This is a genomic window from Acinetobacter sp. V115_6, from assembly GCF_031799025.1.
Taxonomy (GTDB): Bacteria; Pseudomonadota; Gammaproteobacteria; order Pseudomonadales; family Moraxellaceae; genus Acinetobacter; species Acinetobacter pittii.
This window is the reverse complement of sequence record NZ_JAVQNO010000016.1, coordinates 292840-312818: the sequence shown is the minus strand read 5'-3', so window position 1 is coordinate 312818 and position 19979 is coordinate 292840. Positions and strand designations below refer to the sequence as shown.

17 protein-coding genes are annotated in these 19979 nt (G+C 39.0%); 10 read left to right on the top strand and 7 right to left on the bottom strand.

Features of this window, described 5'->3' with window-relative positions; all coding sequences use genetic code 11:
* Nucleotides 1-546: 546 nt before the first annotated feature.
* The 7 genes from RMA94_RS04695 (at nucleotide 547) to RMA94_RS04665 (ending at nucleotide 5492) form a co-directional block, all read left to right on the top strand.
* Nucleotides 547-1425, top strand: coding sequence for a VacJ family lipoprotein (locus tag RMA94_RS04695; RefSeq protein WP_311082003.1), 879 nt, complete (start codon nucleotides 547-549; stop codon nucleotides 1423-1425).
* A 111-nt stretch (nucleotides 1426-1536) separates the two neighbouring features.
* Nucleotides 1537-2505 carry an RsbU family protein phosphatase GigA gene (gene gigA / locus RMA94_RS04690; protein WP_002117221.1) on the top strand — a complete coding sequence of 323 codons (969 nt, stop codon included), beginning with the start codon at nucleotides 1537-1539 and terminating at the stop codon, nucleotides 2503-2505.
* 102 nt (nucleotides 2506-2607) lie between these two features.
* The gene (gigB, locus tag RMA94_RS04685) at nucleotides 2608-3129 is read left to right on the top strand and encodes an anti-anti-sigma factor GigB (RefSeq protein WP_002117273.1); all 522 of its coding nucleotides are present in this window, start codon (nucleotides 2608-2610) and stop codon (nucleotides 3127-3129) included.
* A gap of 29 nt (nucleotides 3130-3158) precedes the next feature.
* Nucleotides 3159-3983: a carbon-nitrogen hydrolase family protein gene (locus RMA94_RS04680; protein WP_005066320.1), complete on the top strand. Its 825-nt coding sequence runs from the start codon at nucleotides 3159-3161 to the stop codon at nucleotides 3981-3983.
* Nucleotides 3984-3997: 14 nt separating this feature from the next.
* The gene (locus tag RMA94_RS04675; protein ID WP_005804300.1) at nucleotides 3998-4372 is read left to right on the top strand and encodes a DUF4951 domain-containing protein; all 375 of its coding nucleotides are present in this window, start codon (nucleotides 3998-4000) and stop codon (nucleotides 4370-4372) included.
* 163 nt (nucleotides 4373-4535) lie between these two features.
* Nucleotides 4536-4973 carry a MarR family winged helix-turn-helix transcriptional regulator gene (locus RMA94_RS04670; RefSeq protein WP_016803111.1) on the top strand — a complete coding sequence of 146 codons (438 nt, stop codon included), beginning with the start codon at nucleotides 4536-4538 and terminating at the stop codon, nucleotides 4971-4973.
* 87 nt (nucleotides 4974-5060) lie between these two features.
* Entirely contained in the window at nucleotides 5061-5492 is a 432-nt protein-coding gene (locus RMA94_RS04665; protein ID WP_005066315.1) for an organic hydroperoxide resistance protein, read from the top strand.
* A gap of 57 nt (nucleotides 5493-5549) precedes the next feature.
* On the opposite strand, the gene gspE is transcribed toward RMA94_RS04665, so the two are convergent.
* Nucleotides 5550-7040, bottom strand: coding sequence for a type II secretion system ATPase GspE (gspE, locus tag RMA94_RS04660; RefSeq protein WP_311082001.1), 1491 nt, complete (start codon nucleotides 7038-7040; stop codon nucleotides 5550-5552).
* 96 nt (nucleotides 7041-7136) lie between these two features.
* Between gspE and RMA94_RS04655 the strand changes: the two genes are divergently transcribed.
* The gene (locus RMA94_RS04655) at nucleotides 7137-7958 is read left to right on the top strand and encodes a hypothetical protein (RefSeq protein WP_002117309.1); all 822 of its coding nucleotides are present in this window, start codon (nucleotides 7137-7139) and stop codon (nucleotides 7956-7958) included.
* A gap of 9 nt (nucleotides 7959-7967) precedes the next feature.
* Entirely contained in the window at nucleotides 7968-8885 is a 918-nt protein-coding gene (locus tag RMA94_RS04650) for a mechanosensitive ion channel family protein (protein ID WP_005066312.1), read from the top strand.
* Here RMA94_RS04650 and RMA94_RS04645 read toward each other — a convergent pair.
* A complete protein-coding gene (locus tag RMA94_RS04645; RefSeq protein WP_311081999.1) occupies nucleotides 8875-11679 on the bottom strand; it encodes a DUF2339 domain-containing protein in 2805 nt (934 codons plus the stop codon). The two genes, RMA94_RS04650 and RMA94_RS04645, sit on opposite strands and share 11 nt — an antisense overlap.
* Nucleotides 11680-11833: 154 nt before the next feature.
* Between RMA94_RS04645 and polA the strand changes: the two genes are divergently transcribed.
* Complete coding sequence (polA, locus tag RMA94_RS04640) at nucleotides 11834-14605, top strand: DNA polymerase I (RefSeq protein WP_086264986.1); 2772 nt, start codon at nucleotides 11834-11836, stop codon at nucleotides 14603-14605.
* 53 nt (nucleotides 14606-14658) lie between these two features.
* Here polA and RMA94_RS04635 read toward each other — a convergent pair whose 3' ends face one another.
* From RMA94_RS04635 to ppx, 5 genes are read right to left on the bottom strand one after another with little or no spacing between them, the layout of a single operon-like run.
* Entirely contained in the window at nucleotides 14659-15228 is a 570-nt protein-coding gene (locus tag RMA94_RS04635; RefSeq protein WP_000501183.1) for a YggT family protein, read from the bottom strand.
* Nucleotides 15229-15249: 21 nt separating this feature from the next.
* Nucleotides 15250-16086, bottom strand: a complete 837-nt coding sequence (proC, locus tag RMA94_RS04630) for a pyrroline-5-carboxylate reductase (protein ID WP_130173175.1) — start codon at nucleotides 16084-16086, stop codon at nucleotides 15250-15252.
* Nucleotides 16061-17461, bottom strand: a complete 1401-nt coding sequence (tilS, locus tag RMA94_RS04625) for a tRNA lysidine(34) synthetase TilS (RefSeq protein ID WP_311081996.1) — start codon at nucleotides 17459-17461, stop codon at nucleotides 16061-16063. The genes proC and tilS overlap by 26 nt, the downstream gene beginning before the upstream one ends.
* A complete protein-coding gene (locus tag RMA94_RS04620; RefSeq protein WP_005066304.1) occupies nucleotides 17398-18219 on the bottom strand; it encodes an acetyl-CoA carboxylase carboxyltransferase subunit alpha in 822 nt (273 codons plus the stop codon). Before RMA94_RS04620 ends, tilS begins: the two co-directional genes overlap by 64 nt.
* An 18-nt stretch (nucleotides 18220-18237) precedes the next feature.
* Entirely contained in the window at nucleotides 18238-19758 is a 1521-nt protein-coding gene (ppx, locus tag RMA94_RS04615) for an exopolyphosphatase (RefSeq protein WP_019767962.1), read from the bottom strand.
* Between the last annotated feature and the right edge of the window lie 221 nt (nucleotides 19759-19979).

Genomic DNA, 19979 nt, shown 5'->3' with positions numbered 1-19979 from the left:
AAGGTACCAATTCTGGCTCATCAATTACTGACTTAAATTTCGCTCAAATAAACTTCGAGTAATTTAAACCAATCAATCAATGAAAATTATTTCGATTAATCAATCAGTAAAAATCCACACAAGTTGTTCTTCAATTCTCTTAATGATCTTCTTCCTGGTTCGTCACCAGCAAGCTAGGTCGGCTATATTACTCTTAATCTCTTAAAAGTCAACAGGTAATTTCGATATTTTTAAAACTCATCTCTCAAACCAACTTACCATCAAATTCATCACTTAAAGCAATCAACTTAATCACAAGTAACTGTTTTTCAACAAGTTTCTATCTGCATCACCGCCGATGGATGTGCATTATAGACCATTACATTCCCTTTGCAACCCTTTTTTTAAATCAATATTATCAACTGGATACTTTTTAAGCTTTTTAGCATTTTATCTATATTATTTGATCAATTTTACATTGATAATAGGTTATCAATTTTGTATTAAAACATATCTCCACCCAACTGCACATTTAAGTATTAGCCTGGCTGGCGGTTAAGGAATTATATGAATTATTCTAATTTAATTTTATTAAGCGTATTATCTGTAGGTGTTTGTACCTCTCTATATGCTCAAGAAAATACTATAAGTGAATCTTCTGATGCTAGCTCACTAGAAGAAACAGTACCGACTCATACGCGCTCACAAATTATTAAAGATTTAAAAAATATTAAAGTTAAAGATTTAAAAATTAATGCGAATGCAGCACAACCAGATCCTGTAAAAGACCCATTACAATCATTAAATCGTCCAATTTACTCATTTAACGACATGTTGGATCGAAATTTTTTACGCCCAGTAGCTGTGCAATATAGAGAAAAGACTCCAGAAGATGTCCGTGGTTCTTATCGTCAGTTCCGCAAAAATCTTGGAGAACCTTGGAATGCTGTTAACCAGCTTATTCAAGGTCGCCCTAGTCGTGCAGCAAAAACTCTAGGTCGCTTTACAATTAATACGTTAACGACTCTTGGATTAGCTGACCCTGCGAGCCGTTTAGGCTTACCGACTGAAGAAGAGAGTTTTGGTGTAACGCTCGGTTACTATGGTGTTCCTTCTGGCCCATTCCTGATGTTGCCTTTTTTCGGCCCAAGTACCTTGCGTGATGGTTTTGGTTTAGCAGTAGACGCCCAAACACGTCCACAGAAATATGTTATGGATGATCAAGAGGGTCTTTATTGGTCAAGTAATATGTTACAAGCGGTTGATACACGCGCTCAATATCTGGACCTAGATCAGACCTTACAAGGTGATCAATACGCCATGATTCGAGATTTATATCTCCAACGTAAAGCATTCCAAATTGCAGAGAAAAAGGGTGACTCAGCTGATGTATCTTTCATTGATGATGATTCAGAAGATACACCGGATGAGAATCAAAACCCTTAAAAGATAAAATCGAGGTATTGCTCGGATTAAGAGTTCGGCAATACCTTGATTTTGATCATACATACTCTATGATGAACAAAGTGATCATATAAAAGGACTACCATCTCTTCTATGTATTTTATTAAACCGACACGCTCTATCCCTTATTTAGAGCAAGCTTTGGATAAATTGCCAGGCTTACAAGTCATTAACATAGATGATTTAGATTTATATGATCCAACCATCATTGCAATAGCAGATGTACAAGATTTCCTGACATATAAATGGAATTTACCAACGATTGTTATTGCTTTTGAACATGAAGGTAGCGCTTTAGCTCAAGCTTGGGAAGCGGGTGCTCTTGCAGGTTGGGTATGGAATCAACTACCTAACGATTTAAATAAAGCATTATCAAGAATCGATGCTCAATATAAACGTAACCAAGATAGCCGCGATTTACCTTCGGCTGCTGAACTACAAAAAAGACTATTACCTAATCCAATTGATTTATTAAATTATCAAGTCGAAACTTTCTTTCAGCCTTCAGCTTATCTTTCTGGTGATTGGTATGACTACTGGAAATTAAATGATAAGGAAGTTTTATTCTATCTTGCCGATGTTTCAGGACATGGCGTAACTAGCAGCTTATTAACCTCTTGGATGGCAGCTTTCCATGGCCGCTCTAAAACCCCAAGACAATTAATAAAAAAATTAAATGGAATGTTGGTTCAAGAGAATATTGAAAAGCATATTACGATTGTGGTGGGTATTTTAAACCTTGAAACACATACACTTCGCTGGTCAAGTGCTGGGCACTACCCTCCTCCTATCATTTTTGAACCTAATCAAGCTCCAAAAATTCTAACAACAAGTAGCTTCCCATTAGGCTTGACTGATGAACTCGAAGTTGAAGAGCATGTTTGTACATTAAATCACCAAGCACGCTTCATTGTTTGCTCAGATGGGGCCCTTGAACCTTTTGATGGCGGCTTAAATGATCAGTTCCAACAATTGGTTCATCATTTGCAAAATCAATCATTCCAAGCACCCGATCATGTGGCTGATGACATTGCCATTTTCAGTCTTTGTCGAATGAATTAATTTACGAATCAATTAATTACACAATATACGACTTAAGGACTCTTGAGTCTGCGATGGCACTATGTGATAATTTTTCTATCCTTCTCTGAAAATGGCATTTATATGTCAACAGGTCATGTTGAATATGCAAGTTTAAATGGAACGCATATTTTCAAACTTATTGGTGAAGTGCGAGCCCATTCTTGTATAAGTCTAGACAAACTTTTAAACAGAATTGAACAGCAAGAGAATGTTGTTGGTGCAATCGTTGATTTAACCCAAACAACATTTATTGATAGTACGGTGTTAGGCATCCTAGCTAAGCTAGGTTTAAAGCTTAAACAAACTCATCATATTCAAGCTGTGATGCTATCTACCAATCCAGATATCACAACCTTAGCCAACAGTATGGGGCTAGGGCAGGTTTTTGTCATTTTGAATTACTGTGGCGATCCTAACGTTTGCACACTAACGTTAACTGATGAACAGATCACTCATAATGCAATGCTAAGAACAGTTCTGGATGCACATAAGACATTGATGAAACTCAATGCAAACAATCAGAATATGTTTGAGCCACTTGTGAAGCAGTTACAGAAAGAACAAGATACGCTTGAACAGGTATCAGATAAGCAAAATGCCTGACTTTAATCATTAAGCCGGATTATTAGAATATGACCCTTATTTCTGTTGCTCAAATGAACTCTCAAGATGATATTGAAAATAATTTTCAAGTCATTGAGTCGTTGATTCAACAAAGTAAGGCGCAAAATGCTAGCCTGATTGTTTTCCCCGAAAACTTTGTATGTTTTGCAGCTGGAAAACAACGCGAAACAGCTGAGCAATTTGAGTCTATTCAACAACGGCTTGAGAAACTAGCACATCAATATCAAATCTGGATTGTGGCCGGTACCTTACCATGTCCATTTCGTCCAGATGGATCTACCATTCAAGATGGTCGAGTCCGGACGGTTAGTCTTTGTATTAGCCCTGAGCGTACAGAAGCACGTTATGACAAGATCCATTTATTTGATGTACAAGTGGGTGATGCTGTCGGTGGTTATCAAGAGTCTCGTTTCTTTGAACCTGGAACAGACGTAGTAGTCACATCTACCCCTTTTGGCAATATTGGCTTAATGGTATGTTATGACTTACGTTTTCCAGAGCTTGCTCTCACTCTGAGACAACAAGGCGCTCATATTCTTACTGCTCCTGCTGCATTTACTTATACAACTGGACAAATGCACTGGCAGCTTTTGCTACAAGCTCGGGCAATGGATAGCCAATGTTATGTTTTAGGCGCAGCACAACAGGGCTGGCATGGTGAAAAACGACAAACCTGGGGACACTCTGGGGCAACAGATAGTCGTGGCCAAATTTTAAGTATGATTGGATATGAAGGGAGTGGTTTAATCACTGTACCCTTTGATTTAACAGCACAAGAACTCGTCCGCTCTTCAATGCCTCTGATGACTCACCGTAAATTGATTCATTATTAAAAGTTTAATTATTCATGTGGAAATACTTATTTAGCATTTTTTGCTTGGGGGCAAATATTCATTGTTATGCAGAGTTTGGTACAACAAACCATTTTGTTTCGCCTGCTGCACAGCTCAACTCAGATATTCTTCCAGCAACCCCTAAAAATATCCCCTTGCCCGCTTTTGGCCAAAGAATTATTGGCTGGGGTACAGGCGCAGAAGGTGCAAGACAACGTTTAGAAAATATTCAGCCAGCAGATGTTTCTGTAATTAAAAAACAAGGAACTACGCTTGAAATGATTACTGCATGGCAAGATTTTTATGAACAAGAGCAGCAACGCAATGCAAATAATCCTACTGCGAAGTATCGTGCGCGTTTAATGAAAAAGATTGCAGATTTATGGTAAACACTTTCATCTAGAATATTTTATCTTATGGAATAATTGATGTAATTATTCCATTTTTTATATCCCTTAATTTATTTTATTCATAACCTATTCTTATGAACATTTAAGAAACTGAATAGAACGCGATATACTACAAAGTAATACTAGTTTCTTTGAGGAAGATATGGACCAAGACTGTCAAAACTTAAAGCTTGAGAATCAACTATGTTTCCTCATTTATTCAACGAATTTAGCGCTTAATCAACTCTACAGAAAACTTCTAGCACCTTTGGGCATTACCTATCCCCAATATTTAGTGATGTTAGTGTTATGGGAGCAGGATGAAGTGACTGTTTCAGAAATTGGAGCTAAACTTTTTTTAGAATCATCTACCCTCACTCCTATCTTGAAAAAGTTAGAAGCCTCGCATTTACTTCATCGTACCCGTTCAACTCAAGATGAGAGACAAGTGATTATTACGCTAAGTGATGAAGGAAAAAAATTAAAAGATCAAGCAATCCATATTCCAGCAGGCGTATTAGAAGCAAGCTCATGTGATATGACAACGCTATTAGGCCTTAAAGACCAACTTACTAAACTTCGTACAAACTTAGTCAAATAAACAGCAATTTTTTCAAAAAATATACTTGTCAAAATAATTAAGTCGTGTACGATATATTTGTATTCAATTTAATTTAGGAATAAAACGATGTCATTAGAAAAAGTTGTTTATCGTGCAAAAGCTAAAGCAACCGGTGGTCGTGATGGCCGTGCGACTTCATCAGACGGCGTATTAGATGTACAGCTTGGTGTGCCTAAAGAAATGGGTGGCGCAGGTGGTGCTGTAACAAATCCAGAGCAACTATTCGCAGCTGGTTATTCAGCATGCTTTTTAGGTGCTTTAAAATTTGTTGCAAACCGCGATAAATTTAATATTAGTAAAGACGCTTATGTAGAAGGTGAAGTAGGTATTGGTCCAATTCCTACAGGTTTTAGCATCGAAGCGACTTTAAATGTTTACTTAGTGGGTATGGATCGTGAAGAAGCTGAAAAGTTAGTTGCAGCAGCTCATATTGTTTGCCCATATTCAAATGCAACTCGCAATAATATTGATGTGACGTTTAATATTGTGACTGAATAAGTTTTGATATGTAAAAAAATGCCCGAATTAAATCGGGCATTTTTTACATCTTAAATATTATGCTTCACTTGCCTCATTAGTTACACGAAGCACTTCTTCGAGTGTAGTTTTACCCGCCAGTACTTTGCGCAAACCATCATCACGAATAGAACCTGAATACTCACGAGCATGATTTTCTAATTCATATTCAGCTGCATTACCATGAATCAGACGGCGCATGGGTTCATCAACTGGTACGATTTCATAAATCGCTGTACGTCCATTAAAACCTAAATGTGAGCAATGATCGCACCCTTTGGCTTCAGGTAACTGCAACAACGATTCATTATGAATATGCTGAAAAACCTGTTTCTCAAAAGTATCGGCTTCACGCCATGTCATACAATGTGGACATAAAGTACGAACCAAACGTTGAGCAATCACCCCAATTAAAGAGCTTGATAATAAGAAAGGCTCGATTCCCATATCTTTAAGACGAGTAACTGCACCAATAGCTGTATTGGTATGTAGTGTCGATAAAACCAAATGTCCTGTTAAAGATGCTTGAACCGCAATTTCAGCAGTTTCTAAATCACGAATCTCCCCCACCATCACCACATCAGGATCTTGACGTAACATTGCTTTTAAAGCCCGAGCAAATGTCATATCCACTTTGGTATTCACTTGTGTTTGACCAATACCTTCGAGTTGATATTCGATTGGATCTTCAGCAGTTAAGATATTACGAGTATTGTCATTTAGATCGGATAAGGCGGCATATAAGGTGGTCGTTTTCCCCGAACCTGTAGGGCCTGTGACCAAAATAATACCGTGGGGACGATGTACTAACTGAGTTAAACGCTCATAGTCATTGGCCATTAAACCTAAATGAGTCATGTTGAGTCGGCCCGCTTGTTTATCAAGCAAACGCATAACAACCCTTTCACCATGTGACGATGGCAAAGTTGAAACACGCACATCCACTTCACGGCCAGCCAGACGTAAAGAAATACGTCCATCTTGTGGTACACGTTTCTCGGCAATATCGAGCTTCGCCATAACTTTAATACGCGAAACCAGTAGAGGCGCCAGCTCACGGCGTGGTTGTACAATCTCACGTAGTTGACCATCTACACGTAATCGTACAGATAGTTTCTTTTCAAAAGCTTCAATATGAATATCAGAAGCCCCTACTCGAATTGCTTCAGAGAGAAGTGCATTGATCAGACGAACAATAGGTGCGTCATCTTCTTGATCCATCAAATCTTCTGTTTCAGGAACCTGATCGGCCAAGCTCAATAAATCCGGATGATCTTCTAAACCAGCTGCAACTTGTTGTGATTCCCCTGTATCACCTGCGTAACTCGTACTTAAGAGCGTATTAAATTCTTGTTCAGTACATAATTGATAATGAGCTGGCTTACCCAAGATGCGTCTTGCTTCCTGTAATGCAATTTTTTCAGTGTTTTGACGTCTAATAATAAATACCTGATCACCGTCATAACGAAATAAAACACCATGACGCTTGGCAAAACTATATGGAACTTGTATTTGTTTCAATATTTGCATCACAATTTATAATGATGAGTAAGATGATTTTGAGTGTACTCTAAACAGATTACAGCATGAAGTCTGTTTAACAACTCGGTAGAGGAATTTTGCGTCTTGTTTGAAAATAATGAATATCAGCCTCGCCCCCAGAATTCTTTAAAATGGTGGGGTGAACAGCACTTTGAAATTAACCAGTCCAAAGCATGGCAATTCGGTTCAATGCTCTTTCGTTTAACACGTGGCATAAAAGAATGGCGCATCGAATATTATCGTCCATCTCTCCAAGATGATAATGAACAAGATTGGCACCCAATTGCCGATCCACATTTTGCCTTTCCGCATACGGTTCAAGTAGAACGTTACATGTTTCGAAAGACTAATCCAGAATTTTTACTGATGCCACGTCTGGCAGATCGTTCTGTGGTCATTAAACCTGTTGATCCTATTTACATTCCAGCAGGTCAACGTGGGACTCTATATATCAGCACACCATTATGGATTGCAGGCTTAGTTGAAAGTCAGCATGAACCTTTGTTTGAGATTCCTGTGATTCAGCCTAAAGATACGTGGTTTGGTCCTAATGCGCAGCAAGGAGAAATCTGTTATGCCACTTCCGTGGATGGCCGTACTGATTTGAACCTATTAACACCACGCGCTTTCCGTGCTGTTACTCCAATCGACTTTCACAACACAAGTAATCATCAATTACGCTTTGATCGTATGAATGTGCCAGTTACCGCCCTTCCTCTTTTTTATAGTGAAAGTACAGGTCGTTTGTGGACTTCTCAAATTAAAGTTTATTATGAGGGTTCTGATCGTCCGGCACGTATTCGTATTGAAAACCGTACGCCACCTCTTGCTGGTGAAGTGACCTATGTTCACCCACCACGCTCACCTGGTGGAGCATTATTCAATATGTTTGATTCATTCTTTTAAGAGGTTTATATGGCCGATTCAAATATTCCAAAAGATATCGCTGATAGCCTCAAAAGTATATTTACCAATATCAATACCGAACGTATTAGTGAAATTTTAGTCGCTGTTGTACTGTGTTTCATTGGCTTTGTTCTTGCTCGTATTATTTCGAATACGTTTATTAGAACCATTGGCTCACGTTTTAATGCTCACCAACGCCTTGTATGGCGCCGTGGTATTTTTTATTTCATTTTCTTACTCTTCATCATGACAAGTTTGAAAGAAGCTGGGTTCAAACTTAGTGTATTCCTTGGTGCAGCAGGGATTTTAACTGTAGCACTCGGTTTTGCATCGCAAACATCTGCCAGTAACTTGATTAGTGGTTTATTTTTGATTGGTGAAGGTTCATTTGAAGTCGGTGATACGATCCAGATTACTCTCATTCGTGGTAATACAATTGAAGGCGAAGTCATTTCAATTGATTTGCTTTCGGTAAAATTACTTACACTCGACAATGTCTATATTCGTTTGCCGAATGAACAGCTTATTCGTGCGCCTGTACACAACTTGTCTAAATATCCGATACGACGTATCCCAATTACGCTCGCAATCAACTTTCACGAAGATATTATTAAAGTCCGTGAGGTTCTACTGAATGTAGCAGCTCATTATCCACTTGTACTGGATGATCCCAAACCTGCAGTTACAGTTACCGCGTTCAGAGAATCATCAATTGAGCTTTTATTCACAATGTGGTGTCGACAAGAGAACTCTTTAAAAGTTCGAGATGAAATGCAAGAACGAATCCGAAATGGATTCTTAGATAACCGAATTGAAATTCCTGTTCCTAAAATGGGCTTGATTGATCGACCGTCTACCGGTTTTGCTGAAGACGATATCGATCAATATAGCAATCAAAAAGAATTAAAACGAGAGCCTAAAGCTTAGGCTCTTGATTCTTCTGCGCGGTAGACGACGGGGGTAATGGCGCAAGATAAGCAATAATTAACATTACTCCACCTGCTCCAATAAACGAAATGACTCGAGTTAATGTCGCACTTTGTGATAGATCAAGCAAAATCAACTTTAATACCACAATACCTAAAAGTGCAGCGCCTACAAACCAGAGTTGACGAATCATTTTACGGCTTGAGAATGTAGTTAGTACAAATGCCAAAATGACCCAAAGCAATGTCAAACTTAACTGCACTTCACCATTCGTCCAAATTGCTAAGCTCCATAGTGGTGTCCCCCAGTAATGATGTAAGCCCCTAACGACCACACTACTGAATACCAATAACCCAGCTAAAATTGTTGTAATTTTAAAAGTCCACTCTAGTGATTTATCTTGCTCAAAAGCATGTTGATAAATAATAAAGAGCAGACCTGCAAATACTACAATAGAAAGAAAATCAGTTAAGTTAAATAAAGGAACAAAATAAAGGTACTCAGCAGAGTGGCGATCAACGCTCACAACTAGCAACCAAATTAAGCTTAAACACCAAATCGGAATTTGATGTAACAATGCAGTTTTATGAGCCTTATACGCCCAAAGCGAATAAACCACAGGGATAAAAGCCAAAGCAACAACTGGTATTTTTGGGAAGATCGCCAAACCCACTACCGCTAACACCAACCAGCTTAAACCAGCCCAGACATTTAAGTACCCAGACTCATCTGACTGCGGTTGAGCCATAAGAAATAAGGCACTTAGAATAATGGTAGCGACCAGGAAAGAACTCTGCTGTAATAGATCGGTCCATTTAAACAGAATGAATACTTGACTCGCAAACGCTTCACCCAAAACTAACAACAGTAACAGGCTAATTAAAATTAACTGCAAACTTTGCCATTGCACACGAAGTTTATAGTGAACGACTGCGCTAAATATTGCGATTAGAACTACGGCGAACATCAAATATGGACTCAAAGAATGATGATGCCATGTCATTATTTCTACACCAGCTACAGCACCTGCATACATCCCTAAACACAAGAAAATGCCACTAAACATGCTTGCGCTAAAATAGCGTTGCTCTTTACTGTTGTATTGCAATAAATAAAAGGCAGAAATAAATTGGGCAATTGCATAGATGCTTGTGCTTAGCGTTGGGAACTCTTCATTTGCCCACACTTGATAAAACAGTGCAATAGAGCTAAGTAAAACTAAAACTACACCAATATATCGGCTTAAACGGTAGCGCTCAGTTACTCCCCACACAATTAAAGCTGTACCTTGAGCTACCCAACCAATTGCTGTCCAATGTGCTCCTTTTGCAAGCGGGAAAATTAAGGCAAAAAACGCAACCGCGAGAATGAAAAAGCTTTTTGCAAGGACCGAAAGCTGTGGATGAGTTTTTTTAATCCAGAAAGTTAATACTGCATAGGTACCTGCCAAGACGGCTGCACCAATCGTCAATGCTTGTGTAGACTCATGTACTAAGTAGGCATGAAGGGTAAAGCCCAGTACTGGCACACTAAAAATAAGACCAACATCCAAGAGCGGAGGTAAACGAATGCCTTCTTGTTTTTCACTTGCTGATGTCCGAGATATATTTTGGCTATAACGAACACTAAGCCAAATAAATAGCGCTATATGGCACCACAAAATTCTGTCTAGTGTATTAAATTTTGCGGGTTCTGCATAAAATGCGATTGCACTACTACCAATAAACATTGTGGCAAAGAAAGCAATTTGATTTAAGATTTTCCAAGGCTGAATAAAATTAACCGCAGCAACTGCTAAGTTAATTACTAAGTAGTAGCTAAATAGGAAGGTTACATCAGGGCGATATTGCGGAATAACTAAAGGAGCCGCATAAGCCATACCAAGTGCTAATATTGCCAAATAAATAGCTTGTTGTTTTAAGCTCAGGAATACCGTAATAGCTAATAAAATCGTAAACAGAATACTCGCTGTAGTTAGGTTGGCAATTACACCAAAATGATGTGAGAACACAAGTGTCAGGAATACAACAGCCAGCCCGACACCTTGCAGTGCCACAGCAAAAAGCTGATTTTTCTTTTGCAATGTATACCCCAATGCCGTTAACACACCTCCAGCAATCGCAATAAATCCAAGTTTCACACCTAAACTAAGTTGCCAATGCTCGCTTGCAAAACGTAATAGCAACACTACCCCAACCATAAGCACAGCAACAGCAACTCTTAAGATTGGATTACCATGAATCATCCAATCTACGGCTGGTTGCCACCATGCGGTCTGAACATGTGCTGGTTGTTCTGTTTGATTTAAAGGTGCCGTTCCCACTGGGACTAGCGTGTCTGTATTATTGGAACTAACTTGTTCTATTACAGGATTTATAACTTCTGTTTGTATGGTCTCATTTACATGAACAGTTTGTTTTGCTGACTCGAGGTATAATAGTCGAGTATGAAATGCACTGATGGTTTGAATCAAACATAGCAATAAAACCAGTAAAGCCCCACCAGCAATCCACATCCAATGATTGATATAAGCAACTAATGCAACCAAGGCGGCTGCATAAATCACTGTTCTTTGCATGTGAATAGAATAAAGTGGCGTTTTCTGCTGAGAAAACTGCTGTTCTAAATGAGTTAAACGCTCATGCAGATTTGACAGTAATTGAACTAGAATGACAGTAAGTGCAATAGATAAAGCAATAACAGCACTCTGAAATTTAAAACCAATTGAAATGGCTAAAAACAAAGTCAAAGCGATCAAAACAATGATCATTCCCTGTTTGTCTTTTTTATACATGGGCTTAGCAATATGACACCTTCATTACAGGTCATCTTACTTCAAGCCAATACAAGCGTATATTTATACATACAAAATACTGCAAAAATCATAAACCTGCATTCATATCCGTTTTCACGTAAAATACCCCTAATTCAAATTAAGGAATTGTTCAATGCCACCATTTGTCTTGGTTGATGGGTCCTATTTTTTATTTCGTGCATATCATGCATTACCACCATTGACGACCTCTACAGGGTTACATACCAATGCAATACGTGGGGCAATTTCTGCCATTCAAAAATTAATGCGCCGTATGCAGCCGACACATATGGCTGTCATTTTTGATACGCCTGAGCCAACTTTCCGCCACAAGCTTTCACCTATTTATAAAGGTGATCGCCCAACCATGCCAGAAGAGTTATCTCAACAGATTCCATATTTGCATGCATTGATTAAAGCTCAGGGGATTCCTTTATATAGTCTTCCGGGTGCAGAGGCAGATGACATTATCGGTACACTCGCTAAACGTGCCGTACTCGAAGGCCACCATGTACTTATCTCAACTGGAGATAAAGACATGGCTCAGCTCGTCAATGATCATGTAAAACTTGAAGATAGCTTTAAAGATCGTGTCATGGATACCGACGGGGTATTTGAAAAATTCGGTGTTTGGCCAAATCAAATTATCGATTACTTAACCCTTATGGGCGATGCGTCTGATGGCATCATGGGTGTGCCGGGCGTAGGTGCAAAAACAGCAGCTAAGTTACTAACTGAATATGGCACTTTAGACAATATTATTGCCAATGCAGACCAACTTAAAGGCAAACTTAGCCAAAATATTAAAGATAACTTAGACAATATTAAGCTTGACCACCAGTTAGCTAGTATCGTCTGTGATCTTCCTTTAGAACTCGATTGGCATGAGTTAAAGCTTACTGATCCAAATGTAGAGGCTCTACGTAATCTTTATACTGAGCTTGAGTTTAGAAACCAATTACAGTCACTTGATCATCCAAACAATCCAAATAGCTCAAGCTATAAACAACAAGCTTCACAAACTGTTGTTCAAAATGAAGTTAAACCTGCTGAATCTATAGAAACCGAAGATCAAGCAAGCTTAACTAGTCAAGATGACCAGCTTGGAACTGCAAATTATCACACTGTTTTAACCCAAGAAGCATGGGATCAGCTCTTGCAACGCATGCAAAATGCCGATCATTTTGCTATTGATACAGAAACCACAAGTCTGGACTACCGTATTGCCGAGATGGTTGGTTTTTCAATCGCATTTGATGCGAAAGATGCCTACTATGTTCCATTAGCGCATAATTATGAAAATGCGCCGCAGCAACTAGATCGTGATCAAATTCTGGCTCAGATTAAACCTGTGCTAGAAAATGAAGCAGTTAAAAAAATTGGGCATCACCTTAAATATGATGCCCATATCTTTGCCAATCATGGCATAGAACTTAAAGGCTGGTATTTCGATAGCATGCTTGCATCTTATGTATTGAATGCAGCAGCGACTCGTCACGGCATGGATGACGTAGCTCGTGTCTACTTAAGCCACTTAACCACCACCTTTGAACAAATTGCTGGTAAGGGCGCCAAACAAAAGACTTTCAATCAAATTGAGATTGAAGTTGCTGCTCACTATGCTGCAGAAGATGCTCATGTGACTTATCGTTTGTATGAAGTGCTTTCAAACAAACTTAAGCCATTTCCTGAGCTAGAAAATATTTTATATAACATCGAAATGCCAGTTGCCCGTATTTTATCGGGTATGGAAGAAGATGGAATTCGTTTAGATCATGCCTTCTTAGATAAATTAAGCGTTGAATTTGCAAAAACGATGGAAGGGCTTGAAAATCAGGCGATGGAAATTGCAGATGAAACTTTTAATATTGCATCTCCTAAACAAGTAGGTGAAATCCTATTTGATAAATTAGGAATCAAAGGCGGTAAAAAAACTGCAACTGGACAATACAGCACCAGTGAAAGTGTTTTAGAAAAAATTGAACATCCTTTAGCGGAAATTATTCTAGAGCATCGCGGTTTAGCAAAGCTAAAAAGTACCTATACTGACCGTTTAGTTGAGCAATCTCATAACGACACGCATCGCGTACATACGAGCTATCACCAAGCACTGACAGCGACAGGCCGTCTCTCCTCTTCTGATCCTAACTTACAAAATATTCCAATTCGTAGACAAATTGGCCGCCAAATTCGTAAAGCATTTATTGCACCAGAAGGCCGAGTACTATTGGCTGCCGATTACTCGCAAATTGAATTACGTTTGATGGCTCATTTTTCTCAAGATGATGCTTTAGTACATGCGTTCCAGCACGGACAAGATGTTCACCGCCGTACTGCTGCAGAAGTATTGGGTATTGCTATCGAAGATGTGACCAATGACCAACGCCGTCAAGCGAAGGCAGTAAACTTTGGTCTACTGTATGGTATGTCTGAGTTTGGTTTGATTCGTCAGTTAGGTTTCACGCGCCAAGAGTCACAGAACTATATCAAACAATACTTCCAGCGCTATCCTGGCATTTACGAATACATGCAACGTACCCGCCAAGTAGCATCGGAACAAGGCTTTGTTGAAACTATTTTAGGCCGTCGTCTTTATACACCAGATATTGATGCACGAAATGTAATGGTGCGTAAGGCTGCCGAACGTGCTGCAATTAATGCGCCGTTACAAGGTAGTGCAGCTGATATTATTAAACTTGCCATGATTGAAGTCGATAAAATCTTACCAAAAGATCAAGCCAAGTTACTTCTTCAAGTACACGATGAATTAGTATTTGAAGCAGATCAAAATATTGCCGAAGAGCTCTCTAAGCAAATCGCGACTGTCATGGAATCTGTAGTAAAAATTTCTGTGCCTTTAGTTGTTGAAGTTGGGCAAGGGCAAAACTGGGATGATGCCCATTAATTAGTAGAAATAAAAAAGGGCTGTATTAACAGCCCTTTTTTTATTGCGTTAACTTAAAGTCCTGTTAAAAGAACTTTTGCAACTTCATTCATTAAGATCTCGGCAATATAAAGCGCTAAAAAGGCCAAAATTGGAGATAAGTCAATCATTCCCATATTAGGCAACAAACGACGGAATGGCGCAAGTAATGGTTCAGCTAAATCTTGAATCACTTCAATATAAGGTGAACGCGATTGAGTGAACATAACCACCCAACTCAAAATAATTGTCGCGAAAATTAAATAACGGCAGAAACGAATCAAGTCCTGAATCATCGTCACAAATGTCAGAATCACTAAGTGAACCGGACTATTTGGCATAGAACCAGAAAGATACATCACACCAAAAATTTTCAGCAAATATAAAATAATTAAAAGAACCAACGCAGCCAAATTAAATCGGCCTTTTGCGACCGTCGGAAAAATTCGGCCAAAAATATCAACAATTTTAGTCGCCTTTACGGTCGATAAAACCACAGGATTATAAGGACTTACTGCCGCCAATTGCATTAAAAAACGGAAAAAGACCAATAAAATCGCGACATTAATTAAAATTCCAAAAATTAGCGCAGAATTTGCACCCATAGTTGTCTTATCCTATTTAAGCTATTTCGCACTGTCACTCAATTCTTGAGCCAATTCTTGACTACGCTTCTGTGCAGCAGCCAATGCAGATTGAATATTTTGGGAGATTTGTGCACGGTCAAAAACTTCAAGTGCAGCTTGAGTTGTGCCATTTGGCGATGTCACATTCTTACGAAGTTCAGAAGGAGTGTTTGAACTCGTAATTGCCATTTGAGCTGCACCTAATGCCGTTTGAAGAGTCAACGCAGTTGCAACTTTTTCATCAAGTCCTAAATTTTTACCCGCACGGATCATACTTTCCATGAGATAGAAGAAATATGCAGGACCTGAGCCAGAAACCGCTGTTACCGCATCAATTTGAGCTTCGGAGTTTACCCAAATTGTTAAGCCTGTGGCTGCTAAAATCTGACTTGTTAATTCACGATCCGAAGTATCTACTACATCATTTGCATAGATACCATGCGCACCCGTCTGAACTAGAGCTGGCGTATTTGGCATAACTCGAACAATTCGATTGCTATCAATTAAGTTTGATATCGTTTGAATTTCAGCACCAGCAATAATTGAAATAACCAATTTATCTGATAACAGTCCTTTTAAAGGACGTAAAACAGTCGCCAAAACTTGTGGTTTTACTGCCAGTACAACGACATCAGCATTTTTAATTGCAGCTACATTATCTTGTGTCACATGGACTTCTTTTTCTTGCAATAATTGACGTATTTGCTCAACAGGATCTGAAACGGTAATACGTGTTGGCGGTAAACCTCTTGAAATGAGCCCACCAATCAAAGCTTGGGCCATATTACCACCACCAATAAAACAGATATTACTATTTACTGCACTTGTCATAACCATCTTCGCCATTTACCAGATTACAAGAATAAGAAATTAAATCTGGTTGCCATCCTCCTTGCTCACAATACGGAGACTGAGCCAACCAAAATCCTTTCGGTGTAAAAACCCCAAGCATAACATTATCTATGACTAATATTTGAATTGTATGACGAAGCCAAGGCAAAATATGCGCTTCTTGAATTGCTTTTTTTAATGGCCATTGCCCAACACGACCATATAAATGGATCTTTTCACCACCTTGGCGTCGAATAATTTTTAATTTTTTATTTAATAAAGATGCAGACAAACCCATATTTTTTTGAGTAATTTGAAAATTTCCTGAAGCGCAATCCACTATTTTCCCTAGTTGAAAATGATGCTCTGTCTCGGTTTCAACTGGGTTTAATTTTTCAGCAAGAAAAACTTGTCGACTCAACCTATAAAGATGATGTTGGTAACGGACATAGTAAAACTGGTTCCAGTGTAATGCCGCCTGTGCATCAGACTTTGAATCAATTACTTCATTTTTTAACCGCTCAACCATTTCAAATGCAGGTCGATATTGCCCTTCACCTTTCATCCAAACCGAAAGCAATTGACGCTGACGGGCAGAAGATAGTTTTAATAGCTGAGTTAAATCCAAATATTCGTCCGTACCACAATTTTGCAAATCAATTTTTAAAACTTCTTCTAAAATTTCAGAAGCATCTTGCATCAGATAGCTGGTACGACTAAGTGCTTGCTGCATTTTTGGAAAACGGTTTTGTAAGAAGGGCCAAAGTTCTTCACGCGACCACGCCCGATCATAATGGATATCGTAATTTGTAGGATCATCTATATACTCAATTTCAAGTTGAGTAGTCCACTCGGCAATCTGCTCACGGGTTAAATCCAAAAAAGGGCGCCAAATTGTCATATCTACACGATGATCAATAGACTGCATAGCAGCAAGCCCATCAACACCTGTACCCGACAATAAACGCAATATTACCGTTTCAGCCTGATCTTGCTGATGATGAGCGAGCACTAAAATTTCATTGGCTTGCAAATGTTGTAGATAAGCGTGATAACGCGCCTGACGTGCTTGAGCTTCCAAATTACCGTCAGTAACTTGAACTTTTTGAATAGTATAAGGAATATTTAAACGAGTCGCTTGTTTAGCAACGAGTTCGCCCCACTCTGCACTTTTTGATTGCAGTTGATGATCTATATAAATTATTCGGATCTTATGAGGGAAAATTTGAGACATCAAATGTAGTAGCAGCATTGAATCCATGCCGCCACTACATCCAATAAGAAAAGTACTATTTTCTGAAAACTCTTGAGCCTGTTTTAAGACGCGATGCCTAAATTTTCGCTGCCAAACTTCATTAAACGTTGATAACGTGCTTCGCATCGTTCATTTGCATCCATTGGTAGCAACTCATCCAAAGCTTGCTTCAAAACTACTTTTAGGTTTTGCATGACTTGCTCAGGGTCTAAATGAGCACCTTCGCCTTCATCTACTACATATTCAACAATACCTAGAGATTGTAATTTATCTGCTGTCAAACCTAAAGCTTCACTTGCTTGAGCCGCTTTTTCAGCAGTTTTCCACAAAATAGATGCACAGCCTTCTGGTGAAATCACTGAATAAATACTATGCGACAACATAATTACTCGGTCAGCAACACCAATACCTAGAGCACCACCAGAACCGCCCTCACCCAGTACTGTTGCAACAACAGGAACTTTCAAACTTGAAAGTTGAGCCAGGCTAGTTGCAATTGCTTCAGCTTGTCCACGCTCTTCAGCACCAACACCTGGATAAGCACCCATAGTATCAATAAATGTGAAGACCGGAAGGTTAAAGCGCTCAGCCATATCTAATAGGCGTTGAGATTTACGGTAACCTTCTGGGTTAGCCATACCGAAGTTGTGCTTTAATTTTTCACGGGTACTACGACCACGGTGTTGGCCAATAACCATCACAGGTTGACCATCAAAACGAGCAAGACCACCTACCATCGCACCATCGTCACCAAACAAACGATCACCATGCAAGGCATCAAACTCTGTAAAGATTTCACCGACATAATCTAGAAACTGCGGACGATCAGGATGACGTGCAATTTGAACCGTTGTCCACGCTTTGGACTGAGTAGCTTTTTTCATAGGTCGAATATTATCCCTTTAATCGATAAATTTTTCCGACTGAATATTCAATTCAATGTCCCAATGCTTAAACTGCTCTTGCTCATCATGCAAGTCGGCAACTAACAATGGCCATTGTTTGGCATCACCAGAAACACTAAGTTGCCATTGTTGATCATTTATGATGGTCAGTTCAATGGCAGGAAGCATCTGATCACTTCGACTATGGTTGAGTAAAACTGCTAGGCGAAGTAATAAACATAGATAAAGTAATTTATTACCACCAGCCTTCAAAATTTCATTTTTTATATCATTTCGCAATTTACGACGGTGGTGAGCGACTAAATGTGAAAGGTGATTTTGATCAATTTGTGAGAAGCCTGGAATATCAGAATGCTGCAATAAATAAGCACCATGACGGTGATAACCACCATGGCTAATTGCTAAACCAATTTCATGCAAATAGGCAGCTCGACGTAGTAAGTCACTGTCTTCACTCGTTAAATTAAGAGATTCCGCAACACCATCAAATAATTGCTGTGCTGTATTTACAACCCGTTCTGCTTGTTTTGGATCTGCGTTATAACGCCCCATTAAGGCCTGTACACTACGATCACGGATATCTTCATGTTTAAAACGACCTAATAGGTCATACATGACTCCTTCACGTAATGCACCATCAGAATATGCCAAACGATCAATTTCTAAAACTTCGAAAACTGCGTACAAAATTGCCAATCCGGCTGGCAAAACTGCTCGTCGGTCTTCTCTTAACCCTTCAAAATCAATTTCAGAAATATTTTTAAACTTAAGTAATTTATCTTTGAGTTTATATAACCCTTCTCGAGTGACGTTTTCTTGTTCATCACTCAAGCCCATATTCACCATAATTTGGCGGCAAGCTTTAATCGTTCCACTAGAACCAACGACAGTATCCCAACCTTCCATTTTATACGTTGTTGCAATAGCTGAAAGTTCTTTACGGGCAGCAACTACTGCTTTATCAAAGGCTTTTTGTGTGATTTCGCCATCGGCAAAGTAGGCTTTTGTATAAGCCACACATCCCATTTGCAATGACTCTGTATAAATAGGCTCAAACTCTTCACCAATAATGAACTCAGTAGAACCACCACCAATATCTACAACTAAACGTCGACCACCATTTGCCATGGTATGCGATACACCAAGATAAATCAGACGCGCTTCTTCTCGCCCAGCAATAATTTCAATAGGTTTAGGCAAAATTTCTGCTGCTTTTTGAATAAATTCATGACCATTTTTTGCCTGACGCAAGGCATTGGTCGCCACAATTCTTAAACGATTTGGTTGAACAGAACTTAATCTTCCAACAAAACGAGCCAAGCAGGCTAAGCCTCGTTGCTGAGCGGCTTCTGTTAGGTTTTTATTCTCATCTAAACCAGCTGCGAGCTGTACTTTTTCTGACATCGAAGCAACTTTTTTAACTTCGCCATGATCTACCCGTGCAATTGCAAGGTGAAAACTGTTCGACCCCATATCTATGGCGGCAAGTAATTCTTCATCAATCAGAAAGTCAGACATTATTGAACTAAACCCATAACAATTCACGCCTAGAGTAATTCACAAGAATGCAATTGAAAAGCCATTTTCATCAACAATTAGCTGTGATTTAAATTTTTCTATTTATTAGTTGATTGTACAAGTCGATGATGAATATCGTGAGCATCCATTAGACAAATTTAGTTAAGCCTTGAATAATAGCATCAAACCCTTACATTGAACTAAGTAGCTATGTAATACTG

Excerpts from the sequence above, each read along its gene's own strand:
- RMA94_RS04695 (WP_311082003.1), top strand. The coding sequence starts at position 547 with ATGAATTATTCTAATTTAATTTTATTAAGCGTATTATCTGTAGGTGTT.
- gigA (WP_002117221.1), top strand. The coding sequence starts at position 1,537 with ATGTATTTTATTAAACCGACACGCTCTATCCCTTATTTAGAGCAAGCT.
- gigB (WP_002117273.1), top strand. The coding sequence starts at position 2,608 with ATGTCAACAGGTCATGTTGAATATGCAAGTTTAAATGGAACGCATATT.
- RMA94_RS04680 (WP_005066320.1), top strand. The coding sequence starts at position 3,159 with ATGACCCTTATTTCTGTTGCTCAAATGAACTCTCAAGATGATATTGAA.
- RMA94_RS04675 (WP_005804300.1), top strand. The coding sequence starts at position 3,998 with ATGTGGAAATACTTATTTAGCATTTTTTGCTTGGGGGCAAATATTCAT.
- RMA94_RS04670 (WP_016803111.1), top strand. The coding sequence starts at position 4,536 with ATGGACCAAGACTGTCAAAACTTAAAGCTTGAGAATCAACTATGTTTC.
- RMA94_RS04665 (WP_005066315.1), top strand. The coding sequence starts at position 5,061 with ATGTCATTAGAAAAAGTTGTTTATCGTGCAAAAGCTAAAGCAACCGGT.
- gspE (WP_311082001.1), bottom strand. The coding sequence starts at position 7,040 with ATGCAAATATTGAAACAAATACAAGTTCCATATAGTTTTGCCAAGCGT.
- RMA94_RS04650 (WP_005066312.1), top strand. The coding sequence starts at position 7,968 with ATGGCCGATTCAAATATTCCAAAAGATATCGCTGATAGCCTCAAAAGT.
- RMA94_RS04645 (WP_311081999.1), bottom strand. The coding sequence starts at position 11,679 with ATGTATAAAAAAGACAAACAGGGAATGATCATTGTTTTGATCGCTTTG.
- polA (WP_086264986.1), top strand. The coding sequence starts at position 11,834 with ATGCCACCATTTGTCTTGGTTGATGGGTCCTATTTTTTATTTCGTGCA.
- RMA94_RS04635 (WP_000501183.1), bottom strand. The coding sequence starts at position 15,228 with ATGGGTGCAAATTCTGCGCTAATTTTTGGAATTTTAATTAATGTCGCG.
- proC (WP_130173175.1), bottom strand. The coding sequence starts at position 16,086 with ATGGTTATGACAAGTGCAGTAAATAGTAATATCTGTTTTATTGGTGGT.
- tilS (WP_311081996.1), bottom strand. The coding sequence starts at position 17,461 with ATGCGAAGCACGTTATCAACGTTTAATGAAGTTTGGCAGCGAAAATTT.
- RMA94_RS04620 (WP_005066304.1), bottom strand. The coding sequence starts at position 18,219 with ATGAAAAAAGCTACTCAGTCCAAAGCGTGGACAACGGTTCAAATTGCA.
- ppx (WP_019767962.1), bottom strand. The coding sequence starts at position 19,758 with ATGTCTGACTTTCTGATTGATGAAGAATTACTTGCCGCCATAGATATG.